Source organism: Bacillus sp. EB01 (genome assembly GCF_000613125.1).
In the GTDB taxonomy this organism is placed as follows: Bacteria; Bacillota; Bacilli; order Bacillales; family Cytobacillaceae; genus Bacillus_D.
This window is the reverse complement of sequence record NZ_HG964497.1, coordinates 3,960,372-3,985,079: the sequence shown is the minus strand read 5'-3', so window position 1 is coordinate 3,985,079 and position 24,708 is coordinate 3,960,372. Positions and strand designations below refer to the sequence as shown.

The window sequence follows — 24,708 nt, the reverse complement described above, 5'->3', positions numbered from 1 at the left end:
CATTTTTGGGGTGCAGGAATGAAAGTAATTGTACAGAAGTTTGGCGGTACCTCCGTCAGAAATGAAGAAAATAGGCTTCAAGCCAAGAAACATATAGAGAAAGCCCTCTCTGAAGGCTATAAAGTCGTTGTTGTCGTATCGGCAATGGGCCGAAAAGGGGAGCCATATGCAACGGACACGTTATTGTCCCTGGCCGGCGAGAATCTTGGTAAAATGAGCCGCCGCGAGGTCGATATGCTCCTTGCCTGTGGGGAAGTAATTTCAAGCATTGTTTTTACTTCAATGCTCCTCGATTCAGGGATTAATGCAGTTGCCTTAAATGGCGCACAGGCCGGCTTCCGGACAAACGATGATCATACAAATGCAAAAATAATTGAGATGAACTGCGAAAGGCTAATGGAAGAACTTCAGGATGCAGATGTCGCAGTAGTAGCAGGCTTTCAGGGCGCAGCAGAAAATGGCGATGTAACGACCATCGGCAGGGGCGGCAGTGATACGTCCGCAGCCGCATTAGGTGCCGCTCTGAATGCAGAATGGATAGATATTTTTACCGATGTAGAAGGTATCATGACCGCAGACCCAAGGATTGCCAAGCATGCGAGGCCATTGCCTGTGGTAACTTACACAGAGGTTTGCAATATGGCTTATCAGGGTGCAAAGGTCATCCATCCGCGAGCAGTTGAGATAGCCATGCAGGCAAAAGTCCCTATGCGGATTCGATCGACTTATTCTGATGGCCTAGGGACACTTGTAACTGGCCAAGTTCGTTCAGTGGCGGGAGCTGATATAAAAGAGCGTCCCGTTACGGGTATTGCCCATGTCCCGCATGTTACGCAAATTAGGGTAAATGCGAAAAAGGACCAATACAATCTCCAGGCCGAGGTTTTCAAGGCAATGGCAAATGAGCGTATTTCGGTGGATTTTATTAACATATCGCCGGTAGGGGTCGTATATACTGTGTCTGAGGATTCTGCCGGCAAGGCAATCGAAGTGCTTAATTCAATTGGCCATGAGCCAATTGTCGAACGTGGCTGCGCAAAGGTTTCCGTAGTCGGTGCAGGCATGGCAGGCGTACCGGGTGTAACCGCAAAAATTGTGACAGCATTGACAGGAAAAGGCATCAGGATTCTTCAATCCGCAGACAGCCATACCACAATTTGGGTGCTCGTCAAGCAGGATGACTTAGTAAAGGCTGTAAACGCACTCCATGATGCTTTTGGACTTGAAAATGAGCATACTGAATATGAACATCCGGGCATATTTTAAACAGTGCCTGTCTGGCCTTGTATAAAAGGCTAGTATCCTTAGCCAGGCAGGTACCGAGCCTGCCAAACTAATAAAAAAGGACAGGTGAAATGGGCAAATGATCAATTTAGGCCGAGTTTCAACCGCAATGGTAACGCCCTTTGATAAAAAAGGGCATATAGATTTTCCAAAAACAACCCAGCTAATCAATCATCTGATTGAAAATGGGACCGATTCGCTTGTCATTTCCGGAACAACCGGCGAGTCGCCAACCTTGTCCAAGGAAGAAAAGCTGGCTTTATTCGCACATACTGTAAAAACTGTAGCAGGACGTGTTCCTGTTATAGCCGGGACTGGCAGCAACAATACCTACCAATCCATTGAAATGACAAAAAAAGCAGAACAGGCCGGTGTCGACGGCATCATGGCAGTTGCCCCGTATTATAACAAACCGAACCAAGAAGGCCTTTACCAGCATTTCAAAGCTATAGCTGAAAACACAGCTCTTCCAGTTATGATTTATAATATTCCGGGCCGCACTTCCATTAATATCGCTCCTGAGACAATCATTCGCTTGTCCGAGATCCCGAATATCTTTGCGGTTAAGGAAGCAAGTGGTGATTTGAATGCAATGACAAAAATTATTTCCGCTACACGTGATGATTTCTATCTGTATAGCGGCGATGACGGCCTTGCGCTGCCTGTACTTGCAATTGGGGGAAGTGGAGTTATTTCGGTTGCGTCCCATATTATAGGCAATGAAATGCAGGAAATGGTTCAAGCCTTTTTAGCGAATGATACAAAACGGGCCGCAGAACTCCATCAACAGCTTCTTCCACTAATGATTGGATTGTTTGCAGCTCCTAACCCAGCACCGGTTAAGACTGCCCTTCAACTGAAAGGGCTGGATGTTGGATCGGTAAGGCTTCCGCTCGTTCCTCTAAACGCTGAGGAAAGAGTAGTTCTTTCGGGGCTATTGGGTATCCATCAGCCGTTATAATGCTCTAAACAAATTTACGAAAAGCTGTCCTGTCAGGTCCTTGAAAATCGACCTAACCGGGCAGCTTTTTTATGTGAAATGGAATCTATAAGTTCAACTAAAGAATCTCAGAAGCATAGGCAATGTATTAATTGAAGCGGAAGGCACGAAGACTCGTTCGAAAATGCAAAAAACGCATTTTCTCCTGCGGTGCTTTTTCGGGGAGGATTATTCAACGTCCTACGGGAGAAAAGGTCAGTGGGAGACCCCGCAGGAGCAAAGCGACGAGGAGATAGAAAAGCGAGGCGACTGCCCAGCTCCGACAAGCGCTGGAGGGCCTGAAGCAGAAGTCGTTCTTTGACTTCAGCTGAGGGACCGAAGCGACCTCGAGGAGCTAGGAGCCGCAGCTAGACAGGCTCCCAGGCCGCCCGAGGAAAGCGAAGTGCCTGAAGCGGAAATTACAGAAAAACTTAAGTTTAAACTATATAGATATAATTTTTATATCGATTTATAGGAAGCACGGACGAAAATGCGGATTTTTCGCAAAGAACCTAAGATATTGAAAGGCGTGGGAAAATCGGGAATAAGGTATAGCGAGACCCGGCAATTCCAGGACAAGACACTTTTTCAACTGTTTCAGGTTGTACTTCATACTTCTTTTCAAGAACACTTTGCTGATCCTGCAGCATCGAGGTGTACCAGAAATTGCTTTTGACGCATATTTGCCGATCCGCCAGCAACAAAATGTATTTGATACCTTTCCAAGGCGGAGACCGGTATTGTTGCCAAAAATACTTATTGCCCCCAACAGCTTAAATTGGCGAACCCCATCGAGGCCAGCAAAAAAACGTTCTCGTAACAATCAAAGAACGCCTCTAACCTCGCAAACAACCACTTCTTCTGTGAAATCATTCTTGGAAATTCTCCAGAGTACCCACGATGATTATTCTCGTTCACTTGACTTCGCAGAGGTGTAAATCAACGTTTTAAAAAACCATGACTAATCTTAATGAGCCGCGGGCAGGTGAATATGGTTGTAATGAATTTCAGACTTCAAGTATAATGGGAGTAACTGATCTAAGGTCGGCAAATCACCATAGGAGGAAACAGAAATTGCGAAAGAAAAAGAATAAATCAATCAAGATCATCGCTCTTGGCGGTGTCGGAGAAATCGGGAAGAATATGTTCCTGTGTGAAGTGGACAGGGATATTTTTGTGCTCGATGCGGGCCTCATGTTCCCTGAGGATGAAATGCTTGGCATTGATATCGTCATCCCGGATATATCCTACTTGATTGATAATAAAGACAGGGTAAAGGCTATTTTCCTGACACATGGCCATGAGGACCATATCGGGGCATTATCCTATATCCTTAAGCAAATCAATGTTCCTGTTTACGGGACAGAGCTGACATTAGCACTTGCAAATGCGAAGCTGAAGGAACAGGAATACAGGGGAAAAACTGACTTCATCGAAATTGATTCGGACTCGGTAGTCGATATGGGAAGTGTGACGGTATCTTTTTTTAACACGAACCATAGTATCCCTGGCTCGGTTGGAATTTGTGTCAACACGACGGAAGGAGCTGTCGTGTACACGGGTGATTTTAAGTTTGATCAGGGCGCAACCAGGATGTACAAGCCTGAAATCGGCAAGATGGCTGAAATTGGTGAACGGGGCGTACTGTGCCTTCTTTCCGACAGTACCGAAGCTGAGAAACCAGGTTACACAACTTCGGAATCTAAAGTTGCAAGGGAAATGTGCGATACATTCTATAGTGCACCGGGACGCCTTATTGCAGCTTGTTTTGCTTCTGATATTAACCGGATCCAGCATATTTTCGATGCTGCAACTAGAACCGGCAGGAAGGTTGCCGTTGTAGGAAAAAGCTTGGAACGTATTTATCACATCGCAGTTGACCTTGGTTATCTGGAGATAGCGGATGATTTGATTATCCAACTATCGGAAATTTCCGACTATCCGGACAACAAGATTGTCATTCTAATGACAGGCTCACAAGGAGAGCCATTAGAAGGTCTGCAGAAAATGGCTCGCAAGTCACATAAGCTTATCAATATCAAAGAAGGCGATACAGTTATCATCGCGGCGACTACACTTAGGGGAAGCGAACTTTTCCTAGCCAAGACAGTTGATATGCTTCTTCGGGCCGGAGCAAATGTTGTATCCAATAAGAAGCTGATCCACGTATCGAGCCACGGCAGCCAGGAAGAGTTGAAGTTTATGATTAATCTCATGAAGCCAAAACTTTTCATTCCTGTGCACGGTGAGTTCCGTATGCTGAAAGCCCATGAAAAGGTTGCCCGGGAGTGCGGGCTCTCACGAGAGAGCATTTATCTTCCTGATATTGGTGAAATTGTTGAGGTAAAAGAAGGCCAATTCGTGCCAGGTGGTAAAGTACCATCAGGCAATGTACTGATTGATGGAATAGGTGTCGGCGATGTTGGCAATATTGTTCTTCGTGACCGCAGGCTTCTTTCCCAGGATGGAACATTGATCGTTGTTGTTACGCTTTCAAGAAAAGAAAGAAAAATCCTGGCGGGGCCTGAAATTATCTCGAGAGGGTTCGTGTATGTGCGGGAATCCGAAAAGCTAATGGAGGAATCAGCCAAACTTGTTAGGGAAATTGTCGAGAAGAAAATTTCCAAAGACTTCTTTGACTGGACAAGTCTAAAGCAGGATATGAGGGACGACCTAAACAAGTACCTATATGAAAAAACAAAACGCCGACCGATGATTTTGCCAATCATCATGGAGGCTTAATTTTCAAAAGAACACCGGGAAACCGGTGTTCTTTTTTCATATATTTAGCTGTCGCGCCAATCCCCCCAGCAAACTTTACGCCTCCTTTAGTCCTTTGCCAGTCACCCATTTGTTAATTCCCGACGAATTTCTCTTAAACGGCATGTTTTTGTTCCTGTAGTTTAATACTAGTTCTATATGAGAGAAGGGAGAATCTGCAAATGGATGAACATGTATTACCAGGAAGGATGAGTGGGGATGAGGAAGCAAACCCGGTACGCGAGGAAAAACCTGCATCGGCACTCATAGAAAAAATTCAGCAACTGGGAGCCACAAATGTTCCTCAGATGTCCAATGATTCGAGGATTCATTGCATGACAATTATAGGCCAAATCGAGGGGCACCTTGCATTGCCCCCGCAAAATAAAACCACAAAATATGAGCATATTATCCCTCAGCTTGTTGCAATTGAGCAAAACCCGAAAATTGAAGGGTTGCTTGTCATTTTGAATACAGTCGGAGGCGATGTCGAAGCCGGCCTGGCCATTTCCGAGATGCTTGCCTCACTGTCAAAACCGACTGTTTCAATTGTACTTGGGGGAGGGCATTCGATAGGTGTACCGATAGCTGTGTCTTGTGATTATAGTTTTATTGCCGAGACAGCAACCATGACCATTCATCCGATCAGGCTGACCGGCCTTGTCATAGGTGTCCCGCAAACATTTGAATATATGGACAAAATGCAGGAACGAGTGGTGAGGTTTGTGACTAGCCACTCAAAAATTGCTGAGGAAACCTTCAAAGACCTGATGTTCGCGAAAGGAAATCTGACACGGGATATCGGCACAAACGTAATTGGCGGAGACGCAGTTGCAACAGGCTTGATTGATGAAGTTGGCGGGCTTGGAAAAGCAATGAAAAAGTTGAATGAACTGATTGATCTCCAAAAAGGGGAACAGGAGGCGCTTATTCAATGATTTTGTATACAATGATGCCAGAAGAACTTATTTTTCCGCAAATGTACGAGTCCCAAGTTTGCCAGATGATTCAATGGCAGGGAGTCCCGATGGAGGTTGAACCTGAAGGAGAGGGCTATAAAATAGTCAGGCTGCTTAGTACTAATCCTGAGCACTTCCTGGATACAAGGTTGCTCCCCGGCTCGAAAATTTCGTTTTAGGTTTCAGGGCTTATCCAAACCTGACTCGGCTTATGATATAATCAGGATACGGTTTAATGGAGAGAGGCATTTGCATTTTGCACCTGCCCGTAGAATAGAGCAGCCGGTGGGCTGCTTATTCTATTTGCGCTCCAAACCGAAACGATTATACATATATAAGGTGGATCTGAATGGCCAAGAAGAAACGAAGACAATCCCGGAGCAGGGAAAGTACAATTAAAACTACAATAAAATATGAGCTTGCAGGACTCATCCTCCTTGCATTGTCTGTTATATCCATGGCTGGACTTGGTGCAGTTGGGAAAACGATTGTATTGTTTTTCAGGTTTTGGCTAGGGGAATGGTATATGGCTGGCCTTGCCGGATTATTTATTTTAAGCATTTATCTGATTTGGAAGAGGCAGATTCCTTTCTTTTTTCACGGCAGGCTAGTCGGTGCCTACTCAATATTAGCTGCATTGCTTATTCTAAGCCATGTTACACTTTTCAATCTCCTTTCGAAAAATGGAGCTTTTGAGAATCCGAGCGTCATCTCCAATACATGGCAGCTTTTCTTCATGGAAGTAAAAGGGGAAGCAACACCGGGTGACCTCGGAGGAGGTATGGTAGGCGCACTGCTTTTCGCTATGCTTCATTATTTGTTTGATGAGACTGGTGCGAAAATAATTGCAGGCCTCTTGGTCGCTGCTGGTTTAATTTTAGTTACAGGTAAAACATTCGGAGATGCAATCGGAAAACTGATCTCCACTCTTACGAAATTTTTCTCAGTACAATGGAAAGCCTTCAAGTCAGATATAGCTGAATGGAGGGAAAATAAGAAAAAGAGCAAAAAAGCCCAGCCTAAAAAGAAAGAGAAGAAGGTTGTGCCGGTAAAGGCAGAACAAGGAGAAACAGGGTTGGTTCATACAACTGCTGAAACCGACGAAGAATTGCCGGCTGCGGAACCAATCATCTCAAGCTTTGCGGACAGGGCGTATGGAGAACCGGAAAAAAACCAGGCTGCGCATTCTGCTTCCAGGCAAAAAGAGAAGCCAGCACAGTCCGAGGAAGAGGAAATTTCACCTCCAATTACCTTTACCGAGGTTGAAAATACGGCATATGAATTACCTCCTATATCTTTGTTGAAGCTTCCTAAAAAGGCAGACCAAAGTGGCGAATACGAATTAATCCATGCCAATGCAGCCAAGCTCGAACGGACATTTAATAGCTTTGGGGTAAAAGCCAGGGTTACCCAGGTCCATCTTGGGCCTGCTGTTACAAAATATGAGGTCCACCCGGATGTAGGGGTGAAGGTTAGTAAAATTGTCAGCCTCAATGACGACCTTGCCCTTGCACTGGCTGCTAAAGATATCCGGATTGAAGCTCCGATTCCTGGCAAATCCGCTATCGGAATTGAAGTGCCGAATTCGGAGGTTGCCGTCGTTTCTCTTAGGGAGGTCCTGGAATCTTCAAAGAACGACCGCCCGGAATCCAAGCTGCTTATTGGGCTTGGCAGAGATATTACTGGAGAGGCCGTTCTTGCAGAATTGAATAAAATGCCGCATCTGCTGGTTGCTGGGGCAACAGGAAGTGGAAAGAGTGTTTGTATTAATGGGATCATAACCAGCATCTTAATGAGGGCCAAACCGCATGAAGTCAAAATGATGATGATTGACCCGAAAATGGTTGAACTAAACGTTTATAACGGAGTTCCTCATTTGCTGGCACCTGTCGTTACCGAGCCAAAGAAAGCATCCCAGGCGCTGAAAAAAGTTGTAAATGAAATGGAAAGAAGGTATGAGCTTTTTTCACACACTGGCACGAGGAATATCGAGGGTTATAATGATCATGTTAAGCGCCACAATGCGGAAGAGGAAGACAAACAGCCATTGCTTCCATATATTGTCGTCATCGTTGATGAGTTGGCGGATTTGATGATGGTAGCTTCCTCCGATGTAGAAGATTCGATTACCCGTCTGGCCCAGATGGCAAGGGCGGCAGGTATACACCTTATCATAGCTACTCAGCGTCCATCCGTTGATGTCATCACAGGGGTTATCAAGGCAAATATTCCATCCCGGATTGCTTTTGCTGTTTCAAGTATGACTGATTCAAGGACCATTCTGGACATGGGTGGGGCCGAGAAACTTCTTGGCAGAGGTGATATGTTATTCCTGCCAGTTGGAGCATCCAAGCCGATTAGGGTACAGGGCGCGTTCTTATCTGATGAAGAGGTCGAAGAAACGGTTGAATTTGTTATCTCTCAGCAAAAAGCGCAGTATCAGGAAGAAATGATACCAGATGAGGTTCAGGAAACAGTTGGTGAGGTTGAAGACGATTTATATAATGACGCGGTTGAGCTGATTGTCGAAATGCAGACTGCTTCTGTTTCAATGCTTCAGCGAAGGTTTAGAATCGGCTATACAAGAGCTGCCCGGCTGATTGATGAAATGGAAGCGAGAGGGGTAGTCGGCCCATACGAAGGAAGTAAGCCGCGTAATGTACTAGTAGCGAAGCATCAAGAGGAATCAGGTGCATAAGATTAAATTTAAAAAATTTCACAGGAATTCCATTGAATAATTTGTTTTTAACTCTGAAAGAAAGAGGCCTGTTTAGGCCTCTTTTTTTACACAAATTTACCTATATTTGAAAACCCAAAGTGATTCTATATTTTATTCAATTCTCTTATTTATAATTCAAATTCTTCCAAATTAGATTCATAGTCTATGGGATTCTTTAACAGATATAAAAGAATTGAAATGCCGATAAAGCCTGAAATGTCAACAAAAATTTGAAGGATTTTAACAGTTTTGTTTTTCTGAAAAATGCATAATTCCTATTTATTTATCAGTCGAAAAGTGTTATAGTATTGTCGATTAGTAGGAATGATTATACATCAGATGTCTGATGTCTTAGGAAAAAACTGGAGGTACATGCATGTCAATTAAGGCAGATAACCGTCACTTGTATTTACAAGTAATTGACCGGTTAAAGCAAGATATTGAAGAAGGTATATATAAAGAGAGGCAGAAGCTTCCTTCAGAATTTGATCTTGCTAAACATCTGGGAGTCAGCAGGGCAACTCTTCGGGAAGCTTTGCGTATACTCGAAGAAGAAAACGTTATCATTCGCCGGCATGGTGTCGGAACGTTTGTTAATGCAAAACCCCTGTTTAGTTCCGGTATCGAGCAGCTCAGCTCGGTAACAGATATGATTCTGCAGGCAGGCATGAAACCAGGAACAATTTTCTTGAGCTCGTCGACTCAGATGCCAGGAGAGGAAGATGTTCGCCGTTTTTCATTTAACCAGGAGGAAGAAATCGTCGTGACTGAGAGGGTAAGAACCGCAAACGGTGAACCAGTTGTCTATTGTATAGACAAAGTTCCGGAGCGCATTCTGCCAGAAGCTTTCTCGCATAAAGAGGAATCGCTTTTCTCAATATTGGAGAATGAAGCGGGCCGGAGAATTACATACGCGGTTGCCCAGATCGAACCATTAGGGTACCACGATAAAATTTCTCCCATCCTTGAATGTGAACCTGAAACTGCACTGTTCGTTCTAAAACAGATGCATTTCGATGAGGCGGATGAACCAGTACTCTATTCGGTGAATTATTTCAAAGCAGACAAGTTCAGCTTCAAAGTCTTAAGAAAAAGATTTTAATCCTGGGCAAGTTGCAAGTTTCACATTCCTGCTAAATCACAAAATCTATAGGGGGTTCATACCTTGAAAAAGCGTAAATTTGGTTTGGCTATGTCGTTGCTGTTATCTGCTAGCATGCTGTTGGCTGCTTGCGGTTCGGATGAAAGCACTGGCGGCACTAAGAAAAATGACTTAAAAGTCGGTATGGTAACTGATGCTGGTACAATCGATGATAAATCATTCAACCAGGGTACATGGGAAGGTATCAAAGAAGCAGAAAAACAGTTCGGCGTTCAGACAAAATACCTGAAGCCAGCTGGAACAACTGAAGCTGAGTACCTGAAAGAAATGGGTAACCTTTATGATGCTGGATACAAATTTATTGTAACTCCTGGTTTTAAATTTGAAACTGCTGTTTTCCAGGCGCAGGAAAAATATAAAGATGCACAATTTGTCATTCTTGACGGAAACCCGCATTCAGGCGACTTTAAGCCTGTAGTTGCTAAAAACACAGTTGCTGTATTTTTTGCTGAGCATGAGGCAGGCTTCCTTGCTGGTGTAGCGGCTGCAAACCAGCTTAAAGATGGCGATGTTGGTTTCATCGGCGGTATGGAAATTCCTGCTGTACAGAAATTCAACTGGGGCTTCCAGCAAGGTGTTAAGTATGCAAATGATACACTGGGCACAAAGATCACAATCAAGCCTGAAAACGTCCTATATCAAGGTTCTTTCGATAACGTAGCTGCTGGCCAGCAAATTGCTGCCCAAATGTATGACCGCGGCGTTAAAGCTATCTTCACAGCAGCTGGCGGTGTTGGTGTCGGTGCGATTAACGAAGCTAAGACTCGCGCTAAAGGCGGGGAAGAAGTTTGGATTATCGGTGTTGACTCAGACCAGTTTGACGATGGCAAGTACGATGGAGATAAATCTATTATTCTTACTTCCGCTATGAAAAAGCTTGACCAAGTTGCACTTGATATGATAAAAGACCAAATCGATGGCAAATTCAAAGGTGGGGAGACTCTTACTTTTGATGTGAAAAACGATGGTGTTGGACTTCCTGAAGAAAATCCTAACCTAAACGATGATACTAAAGCTAAGGTTAAAGAAGTTTACGAAAAAATTAAAGCTGGTGAAATCAAAGTAGCTGCTGAGCAAGGCTCTTTAATTAAGTAAATGACAAATGCAAATGAGACGGGCAAGTTCCGTCTCTTTTGTTTCTTAGAGGTTAAAAACCAAATGAAAAGCTTTTAAAGTTTTATGATAACCGAAAAAAATAGGGCTTGCCCTATAGCAATAAAGGAACAAAAGTTTCCAATAAAGGTGGGTGTTACTATGAGCTATGTAGTTGAGATGCTGGATATCCGTAAGGAATTTCCCGGAATAGTAGCCAATGACAATATTACTCTGACCTTAAAGCAGGGGGAAATTCATGCTCTGCTTGGTGAAAACGGGGCGGGTAAGTCAACACTTATGGGCGTGCTTTTCGGAATGTATCAGCCAGAAAAGGGGACAATCAAAGTCCGCGGCAAAGAAGTTAAGATTACTAATCCCAATGTTGCAAATCGTTTAGGCATTGGAATGGTTCATCAGCATTTTAAGCTTGTTGATAATTTTACTGTTACTGAAAACATTATTCTTGGCAGCGAGCCATTAAAAGGTTTAGTCTTGGACGTTGACCGAGCTGCAAAAAGAATAGAAGAGTTATCAAAACAGTATGGTTTGAATGTTGATCCTCATGCAAAAATTGAGGATATTTCCGTAGGTATGCAGCAGCGGGTCGAAATCATGAAAATGCTCTACCGTGAAGCAGAAGTTCTGATTTTTGATGAACCTACAGCTGTTTTGACACCAGCTGAAATTGATGAATTGATGAAGATTATGCGGAACCTTATTAAAGAAGATAAATCTATCATTATCATCACTCATAAGCTGAAAGAAATTAAGGCAGTTGCAGACCGTTGTACCGTTATCCGCAGAGGAAAAGGCATTGGCACTGTAAATGTAGCCGAAGCAAGCGAAGAAAGCCTTGCTGAAATGATGGTAGGACGCCATGTATCCTTTGCAGTTGATAAAGCAGAAAGCAAGCCAGGCGAGGTTGTTTTAAAAGTCGAAGATCTTTCAGTCAATAGCAACAGAAAAGTACTGGGCTTAAAGAATTTCTCCCTTGAAGTAAAAGCGGGAGAAATTGTCGGGATTGCCGGAGTCGAAGGTAACGGACAGACCGAGCTTGTCGAAGCGATTACAGGTCTCAGGAAAGCTGAATCCGGGAAGGTCGAATTGCTCGGTAAGGAAATCACAAACGTTCCAATCCGGGAAAGAATCGAATCTGGAATTGGCCATATTCCTGAAGACAGACAGAAGAGAGGTCTTGTTCTTGACTATACTCTTCAGTCAAATATGGTTCTAGAAATCTATTATAAGCAGCCATTTGCAAAACATGGTTTGTTGAACGAATCCGAAATGCGCAAATATGCCGAGACAATCATTGAGAATTTTGATGTGCGCTCCGGGGAAGGTGCCGGGTCAAGAGCTCGTACACTTTCCGGGGGTAATCAGCAGAAGGCAATAATCGGCAGGGAAATTGAATTAGATCCAAAGCTTCTAATCGCTGTACAGCCCACACGCGGCCTTGATGTTGGATCTATCGAATACATCCACAAACGCCTCATTGAACATAGGGACAAAGGCAATGCAGTACTGCTAGTTTCTCTTGAGCTTGATGAAGTGTTGAAACTTTCCGACCGAATTGCAATTGTTAACAATGGAGACTTGATCGGTATTGTAAAAGGTTCTGAAACCGATGAAAATGAAGTTGGCCTAATGATGGCAGGGGTAAATAAGGAGAGAAACATATGAGAAATACCATCGTTTCATTAATAGCCATTATTCTGGGACTAATCGCGGGCGGAATCCTGATGCTTTTCATCGGTTCCAATCCAATTGAAGGATATGCATATTTGTTCCAGGGGGCTCTTAAAAATATTTCACGTATTGGTGATACACTGGCTACTGCGACACCGTTGATTTTTACGGGTCTTTCGGTTGCGTTTGCATTCAGGACCGGACTTTTTAACATCGGTGCATCTGGCCAGATGCTAATTGGGGGACTTTGTGCCACTGCAATAGGTCTGACATATGACTTCTCAAGGCCAATTCTTCTTCTAGTTATGATTGTGGCTGGTATGATTGGCGGGGCTGTATGGGCATTCATCCCTGGCTTGTTGAAGGCAAAATTCAATGTACACGAAGTTGTTTCAACAATTATGATGAACTGGGTAGCTTACTGGACTGTTTACTATACAGTACCAGCATATTTCAAAGGGGAATTTCTGGAGACTGAGTCCAGAAAGCTGCCTGAAGCCGCAACTTTAAAGTCTTCATTTTTAACAGAAATATTCCAGGGCTCTTATATCAACCTTGGACTTTTCATCGGTATCTTAATGGTTATCATTATGTGGTTCATTATCGAAAAAACAACATTGGGTTTTGAATTGAAAGCTGTAGGCTTTAACCGGTTTGCAGCGGAATATTCCGGTATGAAAGTAAACCGCAATATCATTCTATCCATGCTGATTGCCGGTGCCCTTGCAGGCCTTGGCGGTGTCGCATTATACACTGGGAATGCGTCCAGCATGCAGATTGGTGTTCTCCCAGCTCAAGGCCCGGATGGAATTGCTGTTGCTCTATTGGCAAACAACAATCCGATCGGTGTGTTCTTCGCAGCCTTATTCTTTGGAATTCTTTATTCAGGTACAGGCTTCATGAATGCAATGACTGAAATTCCTCCTGAATTGGCAAATACGATTATCGCGATCATTATTTACTTTGCAGCAACAAGTATCTTAATTGAGCGTTTGGTCAATAAATTTATGAAATCGAAGAACAATAAAAAAGCAATGGATGCTCCTGCACCAGGGAAAGGGGAGCTATAATATGTGGACAATCATTGAGCAGATTTTTCCTTATGCGATAGTATTTACAATGCCTCTTCTCATCACTGCCCTCGGCGGCCTTTTTAGTGAACGAAGCGGCGTTGTTAACATCGCACTTGAAGGGCTGATGGTCTTTGGTGCATTTGCAAGCGCCTTGACTGTTTATTTTCTGAACGATTCGATTAGCAACAATTCGCTCGTCCTTAGCATTGGATTGTTTGCAGCTGTCGCGGTTGGAATGCTAGTTTCATTGCTTCACGCTTTCGCAAGCATTAACTTGAACGCAAACCAAATCATTAGCGGTACAGCAATTAACCTGATAGCGACAGCCTTGACAATCTTTTTGGCTAGAAATATTACAGGCAGCGGTAATATCCGTATACCAAGTAGTTTTGCACCATCCAATGTACCATTTTTATCTGACATTCCAATCATTGGCGATTTGTTTTTCACAAAAACCTATTCAACTACCTGGTTTATACTCCTTGTTCTTGTTGTTAGCTGGTTTATCCTATATAAAACAAAGTTCGGCCTTCGACTCCGCTCTTGTGGGGAATTTCCACAGGCAGCTGAAGCAGCTGGTGTCAATGTAAGACGAATCCGCTACAGCGGTGTCTTAATCTCTGGTGCATTCGGAGGACTTGGTGGAGCATTAATTACCCTGACATATGCTGGGGAATTTACTGGAACCGTTTCAGGTCTGGGCTTCCTTGCCCTTGCAGCACTTATTTTCGGACAATGGCGCCCATTTGGTGTACTAGCTGCCGCATTTTTCTTCGGTTTTGCGAGTACAATTGCCAACGTATCACAGGTAATTCCTGAACTGTCTGTTATTCCGCCAATCCTGTTGAAAATTTTCCCTTATGTGGTAACTTTGATTGCACTGGTACTATTCTCGAAATCGTCCCAGGCACCAAAGGCAGCGGGAGAACCATTCGATTCTGGAAAAAGGTAATGATAACATAAAAGACCTTCTGCGATAAAGCAGAAGGTTTTTTTATATCCGGATAAATTCATTAAATTTGTTAGGCTGACAAATTATAGATAGAATATATTATAATTACCAGGAAAAAAATAAATACTATATGTTAACGGATATACGTGTTGATTCTTTGTGAAGGAGGATTTTAATGGCAGTCTTATCAGAAACAACGATCTCTATGAAGGGGTATAACCTGCATATTGCCAAAACAGGCAAATACAAAACTAATGCAATTGTCTTTAAGATGAAAGCACCTTTAAGCGCGGAGGATGCAACAGCGAGGGCATTGATTCCATATGTTCTGCAAAGCTCTTCCGAACGTTTTCCGACAACGATAAAGTTAAGGTCTTATCTCGATGAGCTGTATGGTGCTGTTTTTTATGTGGATTTAGCGAAAAAGGGAAATTATCATATCATCTCTTTTTTTATTGAAATTGCAAACGAAAAGTTTCTTGCCGATTCATCACCACTTTTGAGGAAGGGGTTTGAATTCCTTAAAGAAATCCTCCTCAATCCACTTGTTGATGAAAATGGGTTCAATGCTTCCACCGTCGATAAAGAAAAGCGCACCCATAAACAAAGGATTCAATCTGCATTTGACGACAAGATGCGCTATTCCAGCCTTAGGTTAATTGAGGAAATGTGCAAGGGCGAAGCCTATGCTGTAAATGTCAATGGAAAGTTGGAGGATGTTGATAAGATTACGCCCCAAAGCTTGTATACCCAGTACCAGCGGGCGCTTGAGGAAGATGAGCTGGATCTATATGTAGTAGGCGATGTTGATGAAGAGGAAGTACAGTCACTGGCCGGTGAACTCTTCACATTTAAGGCTAGAAACCCAAAGGAACTAAATGATAAATCGTATGCTCAAAAGGAAGCTGAGCAGGTCATCAAAGAAGTTCAGGATGTCAAGCAGGGTAAACTAAACATAGGCTACAGAACAAAAACATTCTATGGCGATAAGGACTATTATGCCCTCCAGGTTTTTAACGGAATTTACGGAGGCTTCTCACACTCAAAGCTGTTTATCAATGTACGTGAAAAAGCAAGCCTTGCCTATTACGCGGCGAGCCGGCTTGAAAGCCATAAAGGCCTTATGATGGTCATGTCAGGTATTGACCTTAAAAACTTTGATCAAGCCGTCGGGATTATTAAAGAGCAGATGGATGAAATGAAAAAAGGTAATTTCACTGATGCTGAACTCGAACAAACTAAGGCTGTCATCGTCAATCAGCTTTTGGAAACAATTGATACAAATAGAGGGATCGTCGAAATCCTCTATCACAATGTTGTCGCGGGTGTCAATCTAACACTTGACGAATGGATTGCCGGAATGAATGAGACAACCCGGGAAGAAATTGTCGCAATTGCCCAGAAAATTGACCTTGATACAATATACTTCCTGACTGGAAAGGAGGAGTCCTGACTTGGAGAAAATTGAATTCAGTCAATTAAAGGAAGAACTCTATTACGAAAAGCTTCAAAATGGCCTTGATGTATATATCCTGCCAAAACAAGGTTTTAACAAAACATACGCTACTTTTACAACAAAGTACGGTTCTATTGACAATACATTCAAACCCCCTGGTAAGGGTGAATATGTAAAAGTTCCTGACGGGATTGCCCACTTCCTTGAACATAAACTTTTTGAAAAGGAAGATGGCGATGTTTTTCAGCAGTTCAGCAGGCAAGGGGCTTCGGCAAACGCCTTCACTTCCTTTACGAGAACAGCTTATTTGTTCTCGAGTACTTCAAGAGTTGAAGAGAATCTGGAAACGTTAATGGATTTCGTTCAAGAACCATACTTTTCAGAAAAAACTGTTGAGAAGGAAAAAGGGATTATCGGCCAAGAGATTACCATGTATGATGATAATCCTGACTGGCGCCTATATTTTGGATTGATTGAAAATATGTATCATAATCACCCTGTCAAAATTGATATTGCTGGGACAATTGAGTCGATTGCTAAAATTGATAAGGATATGCTTTATGAGTGCTATAACACGTTTTATCATCCTTCCAATATGCTTCTTTTCGTCGTCGGACCTGTCGAGCCGGAAAAAATAATGGGCCAGATAAAAGAAAACCAAACGAAAAAGCAATTTGAAGCAAGAAGTGAAGTGGAAAGGAAGTTTGAACCAGAAGCAGTTGGTGTTTCTAATCCAAAAAAAGTGCTTGAAATGAATGTCCAAACTCCGAAATGTCTTGTCGGCCTAAAAGCACAAAACGTTGGTACAAACGGTGAAGAAATGCTTGTTCAGGAACTGTCCATCAACCTGCTCCTTGATATTCTCTTTGGAAAAAGCTCAGAAAATTATACCCGCCTTTATGACGAGGGCCTTATCGACGAAACGTTTTCCTTCGATTACACCCAGGAACACGGGTTTGGCTTTGCGATGGTTGGAGGGGATACTGCAAGGCCTGATGAATTGGCGAATGCCTTAAGGGGTGTACTTGAAAATACAGGTGAAATTTCTACCGATCAGCTTGAAAGGGCAAAACGGAAAAAAATTGGCTCTTTCCTAAGGGCGATCAACTCTCCGGAATTTATTGCGAATCAGTTTACCCGATACGCATTTAACGAAATGGATTTGTTCGCGGTAGTACCGGTACTTGAAAAAATTACTCTTGATGACATTCAAAAGGTTTCAAGGGATCTTTTTTCAGAAGAACGCTTTACAGTATGCCAGGTAGTGCCATTGTCAAAATAGATAGACATATTGAAAAGGCGCCATTAAGGCGCTTTTTCCCTTCATTTAAGAGGTTTCTTATAATATCGAATATCCTTCGTTATACGTAAAGAATCCCGCATATGAGTTTTGAAGTATCTTAACAATAGTAATGTCTCAAAAGGGTGAGGAAGTATGAAGAGATTCGCATTAATCACGGGTGCAAGCGGGGGAATTGGAAAGGCTGTTGCAAGGGAGCTTGCGGGAAATGGATATAACTTATATCTCCATTACAATTCAAATGAAACAGTTGTAAAAGAGTTGATTGAGGAGCTAGGACAATATGGCGGAGACTATGTGCCAATATTTGCGGATTTTTCTAGTGCAGGCGGGTACAAGCCGCTGCTTTCCTCTGTCCTTAACCTTGATACCATTATCCATTGCAGCGGAAATAGTGTCTATGGGCTTTTGCAAGACCTGTCCGATCAAGAACTGCAGTATTTGTTTAATATTCATGTAATGAATCCAATTCTTTTAACACGCTCACTGCTGCCTAAACTGCTAATAAAAAAATCAGGCTCAATCATCATGGTCTCTTCAATATGGGGACAATCAGGCGCGGCATGTGAAAGTGCATACTCAGCCGCAAAAGGGGCTCAATTATCTTTTGTGAAGGCACTTGGAAAAGAGCTCGCATTAAGCGGGATAAGGGTGAATGCGATAGCGCCGGGGGCAGTGAATACCAGTATGCTCGAGAGTTTCAGCCCCGAAGAGTTGGATGCTATAGCTGTAGACATCCCAATGGGAAGATTAGCGCAGCCAGAAGATATAGCAAAGGGAATTGCCTTTCTTATTTCAGACAGTGCATCTTATATTACTGGGCAGGTACTTCCGATCAATGGGGGATGGTATACATAGGAAACGACAAAACAGGACTATTTAATTCGTTAATATAAAAAACATGCATAGCGAGCGCCCCCTCCCGGCAAACTAACTGTGTCTTAACAAAAAGGAGGGATACTGATGTCTGTATTAGATAACTGGAAACAATGGGAAGACTTCCTTGCTGACAGGCTCCACCAAGCACAGGACGAAGGCGTCAGCAAAGATGTTGTTTCTGACCTTGCCTATCAGATTGGTGATTATCTTGCTAACCAGGTTGAACCAAAAAATGAGCAGGAGAGGATTCTTGCCGATCTTTGGTCTGTAGCCGATAAAGATGAGCAGCAAGCCATTGCGAATATAATGGTAAAGCTTGTTCAAAATAACGGAACCCGGTAAAAGAGAGGAGCATCCTCTCTTTTTTTATTTTTTATAGGATTTCTGCATCTATACGAATAATAATAATATAAATGGTTTTTCCTTTCTCTTTAACCCAAAATCATTTAATATAGGTATAGATAATTATGATGAAATTTGTCAGAAGATCGGGCAGGAGGTACATATGACAAAGAAAGAATGGTACGTTGAGTACGAAATTACTAAAAACCGCCCTGGCCTTCTCGGCGACATATCTTCCCTTCTTGGTATGCTGTCCATAAATATAGTTACGATAAATGGTGTCGATCAGGGAAGGCGAGGCCTTTTAATTCTTGCCGAAAGTGATGATCAAATTCAAAGGCTTGAGTCGATATTACATACAATGGATACAATAAGACTAATAAAAGTAAGAGAACCTAAATTAAGGGACCGGCTTGCAGTCAGGCATGGGCGCTATATCCAGCGGGATGCCGATGACAAAAAAACGTTTAGGTTTGTCAGGGATGAGTTAGGATTATTAGTTGATTTTATGGCTGAACTGTATAAACAAGAAGGCCATAAGCTAATTGGGATTAGAGGAATGCCCCGGGTAGGGAAAACCGAATCCATTGTTGCAGCAAGCGTTTGCGCAAACAAAAGATGGCTGTTTGTTTCATCTACGCTCTTAAAGCAGACAATCAGGAGCCAGCTGATAGAGGATGAATATAACTCTAACAACCTTTTTATTATCGATGGCATCGTTTCTACAAAACGGGCAAATGAAAGGCATTGGCAGCTGGTAAGAGAAATAATGCGCCTGCCTGCAGTTAAGGTTATTGAACATCCGGATATTTTTATAAGGAATTCCGAATATACAATGGATGATTTTGATTATATTATTGAACTCCGCAATGATGCTGAAGAGGAAATAACCTATGATGTTGTTGACCTAAAGGATGGGTTCCCGGCATCTAATTTTGGGGACTTTGATTTTTAATAAAGTTGGAAGGTGTTTGAATTGACAGAGTTGGGTAACCGGCTGAAGGAAGCAAGACAGGCTAAGGGGCTAAGCCTTGATGACCTTCAAGCTGCGACGAAAATACAGAAAAGATATTTGGCTGGCATCGAGGAAGGAAATTATTCGAGTATGCCAGGAGATTTTTATGTCCGTGCATTTATAAAGCAATATGCAGAGGCTGTTGGGCTTGATCCTGACGAGGTCTTTGATACGTACGAAGGAGAGATTCCATCCCCTGTCAGAAAAGACCTGCCTGAGCAGCTGTCAAGGGTAAAATCCAGAAAAGGCTTGGCTGAAGGAAACTCCCGGGTTTTTGATTTACTGCCTAAAATTCTTATTTGGGTATTCATCATTGGGCTTATGGCCGGGGTTTATGTCATTGCCCAAAACTTTGTTGGCAATAATACCGCTCCAAAACCAGAAAATAAACAACCCCCAGCCAGCATTGTTGAAAACGAAGATAAGAAAAATGAAAATAATACTGCAGGTGACAAGGAAGACACTGAGGAAGACAAGGAAACCGAAGAACCAGCAGAACCAGAAACCCCCGCCCAGGAGCTCGTTGTTGCTGAGAGTACTGGCGGATCGACTACCTATGACTTGAAAAATGCCGATAAATTCGAACTTAAAGTAGTTTCCAAAGGTGAAACCTGGGTGGAAATAAAAAATGGCAGTGGAAAATCTTTCTTCAGAGGAATGTTGGTAGAGGGTAAGGAAAAAGCTGACCACACAGTCGACTTGACGAACGAGTCGGAAGCAGTTATGCGTGTCGGAAAAACCTCTGATACAGAAATTTATGTAAATGGGCAAAAGCTTGAATACGAATCAAAAGAGATTACACAAAATATTACGATTCGCTATATCAAGACGGAACAATAGTCATCCCTAGATGATGGCTATTTTTTCACGCCCGAGACTTTGACCAACCTGGAGGAAAGAAAATGAATATCCCAAATAAAATTACGATCTCTAGAATTTGTTTAATTCCGCTATTTTTGATTATTATGCTAGTACCATTTAATTGGGGCGAGCTAAATCTGCTAGGCACAGAACTTCCAGTCGCACATCTAGTTGGAGCCCTGCTATTCATTATTGCAGCTTCCACTGACTGGGTGGATGGGTATTATGCAAGGAAGTATGAGCTTGTTACAAACATGGGGAAATTCCTCGATCCACTTGCGGATAAGTTACTAGTTTCAGCGGCTTTGATTGTCCTCGTTGAACTTCAGCTAGCACCATCCTGGATTGTTGTTATTATCATTAGCAGGGAATTTGCTGTAACAGGACTGCGCCTCCTTCTTGTAGAAGGCGGTGAGGTTGTAGCAGCCAATATGCTAGGCAAGATCAAAACGTGGGCCCAAATTGTTGCAATCTCAGCTTTGCTTCTCCATAATATTATTTTTGAAATGATAGGCTTCCCATTTGATGATATAGCTTTATGGGTTGCACTTGTTTTCACGGTATGGTCAGGATGGGATTACTTTTCCAAGAACATGCATGTCTTTAAAAACTCCAAATAGATGCGATTGAAGGTGTGATGGACTGTTGAATGCTGAAATTATCGCGGTAGGCTCTGAATTGCTGCTAGGCCAAATCAATAATACAAATGCGAAATTTCTGTCGGGGCAGCTTGCCCTGAACGGAATTAATGTGTTTTACCATACTGTTGTAGGCGATAACGCTGTACGCTTCAAAAGTGCCCTTAGTATAGCTGAAACTCGTTCAGACTTAATCATTGTGACTGGCGGGCTTGGACCTACAAAGGACGACTTGACTAAAGAAACGGCAGCCGCCCATTTAGGGATCGGCCTTGTCATGGATCAGAAAGCGATGGAAGGAATCGAACTTTTCTTTAAGCGGACTGGCAGGGAAATGACTGAAAACAATAAAAAGCAAGCACTTGTACTAGAGGGGGCCCAAGTCCTGCAAAACGACCATGGCATGGCACCTGGAATGCTCGCTGAAAAAAACGGAAAGCTCTACATGTTCCTTCCTGGACCGCCTAGGGAAATGGAGCCTATGTTCCTATCCTATGGAACGCCAGCCCTTATGTCCAGAATGGAAGAAAATGAACAAATCATTTCGAGGGTACTTCGATTCTTTGGTATAGGCGAAGCCCTTTTAGAGCACGAAATTGAGGATTTAATTGACAGCCAAAGCAATCCTACAATAGCTCCGCTTGCATCTGATGGAGAGGTAACCTTAAGGATAACCGCCAAGCATTCAATCCTGGAAACAGCCATTCAACTGCTTGATGAGGTAGAAAAGGAAATCCTTGACCGTGTAGGTATGTATTTTTACGGATACGATGATTCATCACTAATGAATGAAGTAGCCAAACATCTAAAAATAACAGGACAGACGATCTCAAGTGCAGAGAGCTTAACGGGCGGGATGTTCCAAGAACAATACACAAGCATCCCTGGTGCGGGAAGCAGCCTTAAGGGCGGTGTTGTCTGTTATACGAATGAAGTTAAGGCTGAAGTTCTTCATGTTAAAAAAGAAACTATAGAGAACGATGGGGTTGTAAGTGCACAATGCGCGCGTGAGCTCGCTGAAAATGTTGCCAGCCTCGTCAATGCGGATATAGGTATTAGCTTTACTGGTGTTGCCGGTCCGGACGAGTTGGAGGGAAAGCCGGTCGGCACGGTGTATATTGGCATAAGTATTAAAGGCGAGCCAACTACAGTAGAAAAGCTGAATCTTGGTGGAAGCCGTGAAGCAAACCGGATCCGTACAGTAAAATACGGGTGTTATTTCTTGTTAAAAAGGTTAAAAGAAACGAAGGAAGCCAATTAGGCTCCTTCGTTTTTTTACATAAATAATTTCAGTTAATAATGAAAGATTGCATTTTCAGTGTGATTTGAGTTGTGAAAATGATTATTTCAGACAGCAAAATCAATTTTTTAAGACTAACTTGGGAAGAAAAAAGTCGAATAGATGTTCGTGTTTTTAGTGGACAAATGGACTGGAAAATAGTATAGTAATAATAGAAGTAATTTGCTAGATTGAATGCAATCGCTTATGCTTTTATATATATGACCTTAAGGAGGAAACACAGTGAGTGATCGTCAGGCAGCCCTTGAAATGGCGTTAAAGCAAATTGAAAAGCAGTTTGGAAAAGGTTCTATCATGAAGCTTGGAGAAAAGACAGACACACAGATTTCCATTATTTCAAGCGGATCCCTTACCCTTGATATTGCACTTGGAGTCGGTGGATATCCACGCGGCCGTATTATTGAAATCTATGGACCTGAAAGCTCAGGTAAAACGACTGTTGCACTTCATGCAATCGCTGAAGTTCAGGCAAAGGGAGGAACGGCTGCGTTCATTGATGCGGAGCATGCCCTTGACCCTGCTTATGCGCAGAAATTAGGCGTCAACATTGATGAGTTGCTGCTTTCCCAGCCTGATACTGGTGAGCAGGCACTTGAAATTGCTGAAGCTCTTGTCCGCAGTGGAGCGGTCGATATTGTTGTAGTTGACTCTGTAGCAGCACTTGTACCGAAAGCCGAAATTGAAGGCGAAATGGGTGACGCACATGTCGGTTTGCAGGCACGCTTAATGTCCCAGGCTCTTCGAAAGCTTTCAGGTGCAATCAATAAATCCAAGACAATTGCCATCTTTATTAACCAGATTCGTGAAAAGGTGGGCGTAATGTTCGGAAACCCGGAAACAACACCTGGGGGCCGGGCTCTGAAGTTCTATTCAACTGTACGTCTTGAAGTACGCCGTGCTGAAACATTGAAGCAGGGAACTGAAATGATAGGAAATAAAACGAAGATTAAGGTTGTTAAAAACAAGGTAGCTCCGCCATTCCGTACGGCCGAAGTCGACATCATGTACGGTGAAGGTATTTCAAGGGAAGGCGAAATTGTTGATATTGGCTCTGAACTGGATATTGTCCAGAAAAGCGGTTCCTGGTACTCCTATAATGAGGAACGCATTGGCCAGGGACGGGAAAATGCCAAGGCTTTCCTTAGGGAGAATCCTGAAATTCGCGAACAGGTCAAACAGAAAATCCGTGACCATTATGGACTCGATGGTGTTAAGGTCGTGAAGGAAGAAGAAGAGGACGAGCCAGAACAATTTGAATTGATTGATTAATCATATCAACGAAGCAAAGCCGTTACGGCTTTGCTTTTTTGGATTGAAACTGAAGGTTAACATCCCCTTTATTTTCCTTATACCATATTTTGGTTTATGATAGGGCCGGAGTATGGACTTACCCTTGACAATAAATATTGTCAGCTATACAATTAAAATTGTATATTTTACATTTTTGGTAATTTTACATGTTAAAAGCCTTGGTGCTTGCTGTATGTTGAACACAATGTACATGCCGACACTTGAAAATGTAACAAAAGTTCATAGCAAGAGGAGGTGTAACAATGGAACCCATTACATTCATCTCCATTTTGCTTGGCCTATTCGTCGGTGCGGTTGTTGGCTATTTTATTCGTAAGTCCTTTGCAGAAAAGCAAATAGCTGGTGCTAAAAGCGCAGCTGAACAAATCCTTGAAGATGCTAGACGTGATGCTGATGCCTCCAAGAAGGAAGCGCTTCTGGAAGCAAAGGATGAAATTCACAAGCTTCGGACTGAAGCTGAACGTGAGGTTCGGGAACGAAGAAATGAACTGCAAAAACAAGAAAACCGGTTACTGCAAAGAGAAGAAAATTTGGACCGGAAGGATGATACGCTAAACAAGCGTGAATCCCTTTTGGAGAAAAAGGATGATTCTCTTAACCAAAGACAACAGCATATTGAACAGATGGAAAGCAAAGTGGACGAGATGGTACGGGCCCAGCAAACCGAGCTCGAAAGGATCTCGGGACTGACTCGGGAAGAAGCGAAAGCGATCATTCTGGATCATGCCGAAAAGGAACTTGCGCATGATATGGCTTTAATGATCAAAGAAACCGAAAACCGCGCGAAGGAAGAAGCGGACAAGAGGGCAAAAGAAGTCCTCTCTCTCGCAATCCAGCGTTGCGCTGCAGACCATGTGGCAGAAACGACTGTTTCAGTTGTTAACCTGCCTAACGATGAGATGAAGGGCCGCATAATTGGCCGTGAGGGTAGGAA

At 42.9% G+C, this 24,708-nt stretch carries 21 protein-coding genes; all 21 read left to right on the top strand.

Annotation, left to right across the window (positions count from 1 at the left end; genetic code table 11):
* Positions 1-18 precede the first annotated feature (18 nt).
* Positions 19-1,266 carry an aspartate kinase gene (dapG, locus tag TY16_RS18610; protein WP_043933305.1) on the top strand — a complete coding sequence of 416 codons (1,248 nt, stop codon included), beginning with the start codon at positions 19-21 and terminating at the stop codon, positions 1,264-1,266.
* Positions 1,267-1,363: 97 nt separating this feature from the next.
* A complete protein-coding gene (gene dapA / locus TY16_RS18605; protein WP_043933304.1) occupies positions 1,364-2,245 on the top strand; it encodes a 4-hydroxy-tetrahydrodipicolinate synthase in 882 nt (293 codons plus the stop codon).
* A 1,092-nt stretch (positions 2,246-3,337) separates the two neighbouring features.
* Entirely contained in the window at positions 3,338-5,005 is a 1,668-nt protein-coding gene (locus TY16_RS18595; protein ID WP_043933302.1) for a ribonuclease J, read from the top strand.
* A gap of 227 nt (positions 5,006-5,232) precedes the next feature.
* Positions 5,233-5,961: a ClpP family protease gene (locus TY16_RS18590; protein WP_155922363.1), complete on the top strand. Its 729-nt coding sequence runs from the start codon at positions 5,233-5,235 to the stop codon at positions 5,959-5,961.
* Positions 5,958-6,161: a YlzJ-like family protein gene (locus TY16_RS18585; protein ID WP_043933300.1), complete on the top strand. Its 204-nt coding sequence runs from the start codon at positions 5,958-5,960 to the stop codon at positions 6,159-6,161. The genes TY16_RS18590 and TY16_RS18585 overlap by 4 nt, the downstream gene beginning before the upstream one ends.
* 170 nt (positions 6,162-6,331) lie before the next feature.
* Positions 6,332-8,680: an FtsK/SpoIIIE family DNA translocase gene (locus tag TY16_RS18580; RefSeq protein ID WP_043933299.1), complete on the top strand. Its 2,349-nt coding sequence runs from the start codon at positions 6,332-6,334 to the stop codon at positions 8,678-8,680.
* Positions 8,681-9,077: 397 nt separating this feature from the next.
* Positions 9,078-9,803 carry a GntR family transcriptional regulator gene (locus tag TY16_RS18575; RefSeq protein ID WP_043933298.1) on the top strand — a complete coding sequence of 242 codons (726 nt, stop codon included), beginning with the start codon at positions 9,078-9,080 and terminating at the stop codon, positions 9,801-9,803.
* A 63-nt stretch (positions 9,804-9,866) separates the two neighbouring features.
* Positions 9,867-10,958, top strand: a complete 1,092-nt coding sequence (locus TY16_RS18570; RefSeq protein ID WP_043933297.1) for a BMP family lipoprotein — start codon at positions 9,867-9,869, stop codon at positions 10,956-10,958.
* 159 nt (positions 10,959-11,117) lie between these two features.
* On the top strand, positions 11,118-12,641 hold the full coding sequence (locus TY16_RS18565) for an ABC transporter ATP-binding protein (protein ID WP_043933296.1): 1,524 nt from the start codon (positions 11,118-11,120) through the stop codon (positions 12,639-12,641).
* Positions 12,638-13,717 (top strand): ABC transporter permease, encoded by a 1,080-nt coding sequence (locus TY16_RS18560; RefSeq protein WP_043933295.1) that lies wholly within the window; start codon positions 12,638-12,640, stop codon positions 13,715-13,717. Before TY16_RS18565 ends, TY16_RS18560 begins: the two co-directional genes overlap by 4 nt.
* Position 13,718: 1 nt before the next feature.
* The gene (locus tag TY16_RS18555) at positions 13,719-14,672 is read left to right on the top strand and encodes an ABC transporter permease (protein WP_043933294.1); all 954 of its coding nucleotides are present in this window, start codon (positions 13,719-13,721) and stop codon (positions 14,670-14,672) included.
* A gap of 175 nt (positions 14,673-14,847) precedes the next feature.
* Positions 14,848-16,125, top strand: a complete 1,278-nt coding sequence (gene yfmF / locus TY16_RS18550; protein WP_043933293.1) for an EF-P 5-aminopentanol modification-associated protein YfmF — start codon at positions 14,848-14,850, stop codon at positions 16,123-16,125.
* A gap of 1 nt (position 16,126) precedes the next feature.
* Positions 16,127-17,410 carry an EF-P 5-aminopentanol modification-associated protein YfmH gene (gene yfmH, locus TY16_RS18545; RefSeq protein ID WP_043933292.1) on the top strand — a complete coding sequence of 428 codons (1,284 nt, stop codon included), beginning with the start codon at positions 16,127-16,129 and terminating at the stop codon, positions 17,408-17,410.
* A 153-nt stretch (positions 17,411-17,563) separates the two neighbouring features.
* On the top strand, positions 17,564-18,286 hold the full coding sequence (gene ymfI / locus TY16_RS18540; protein ID WP_043933291.1) for an elongation factor P 5-aminopentanone reductase: 723 nt from the start codon (positions 17,564-17,566) through the stop codon (positions 18,284-18,286).
* Positions 18,287-18,391: 105 nt separating this feature from the next.
* Positions 18,392-18,649 carry a DUF3243 domain-containing protein gene (locus tag TY16_RS18535; RefSeq protein ID WP_043933290.1) on the top strand — a complete coding sequence of 86 codons (258 nt, stop codon included), beginning with the start codon at positions 18,392-18,394 and terminating at the stop codon, positions 18,647-18,649.
* A gap of 163 nt (positions 18,650-18,812) precedes the next feature.
* Complete coding sequence (locus TY16_RS18530; protein WP_043933289.1) at positions 18,813-19,604, top strand: DUF3388 domain-containing protein; 792 nt, start codon at positions 18,813-18,815, stop codon at positions 19,602-19,604.
* A gap of 12 nt (positions 19,605-19,616) precedes the next feature.
* A complete protein-coding gene (locus tag TY16_RS18525; RefSeq protein ID WP_331281063.1) occupies positions 19,617-20,504 on the top strand; it encodes a helix-turn-helix domain-containing protein in 888 nt (295 codons plus the stop codon).
* A 62-nt stretch (positions 20,505-20,566) separates the two neighbouring features.
* On the top strand, positions 20,567-21,145 hold the full coding sequence (pgsA, locus tag TY16_RS18520; RefSeq protein WP_043933287.1) for a CDP-diacylglycerol--glycerol-3-phosphate 3-phosphatidyltransferase: 579 nt from the start codon (positions 20,567-20,569) through the stop codon (positions 21,143-21,145).
* 25 nt (positions 21,146-21,170) lie between these two features.
* Positions 21,171-22,424, top strand: coding sequence for a competence/damage-inducible protein A (locus TY16_RS18515; RefSeq protein WP_043933286.1), 1,254 nt, complete (start codon positions 21,171-21,173; stop codon positions 22,422-22,424).
* Positions 22,425-22,685: 261 nt separating this feature from the next.
* Entirely contained in the window at positions 22,686-23,732 is a 1,047-nt protein-coding gene (gene recA / locus TY16_RS18510; protein ID WP_043933285.1) for a recombinase RecA, read from the top strand.
* A gap of 284 nt (positions 23,733-24,016) precedes the next feature.
* Positions 24,017-24,708: Rnase Y domain-containing protein (locus TY16_RS18505; protein WP_043933284.1), on the top strand; the 692-nt coding region annotated here is incomplete at its 3' end.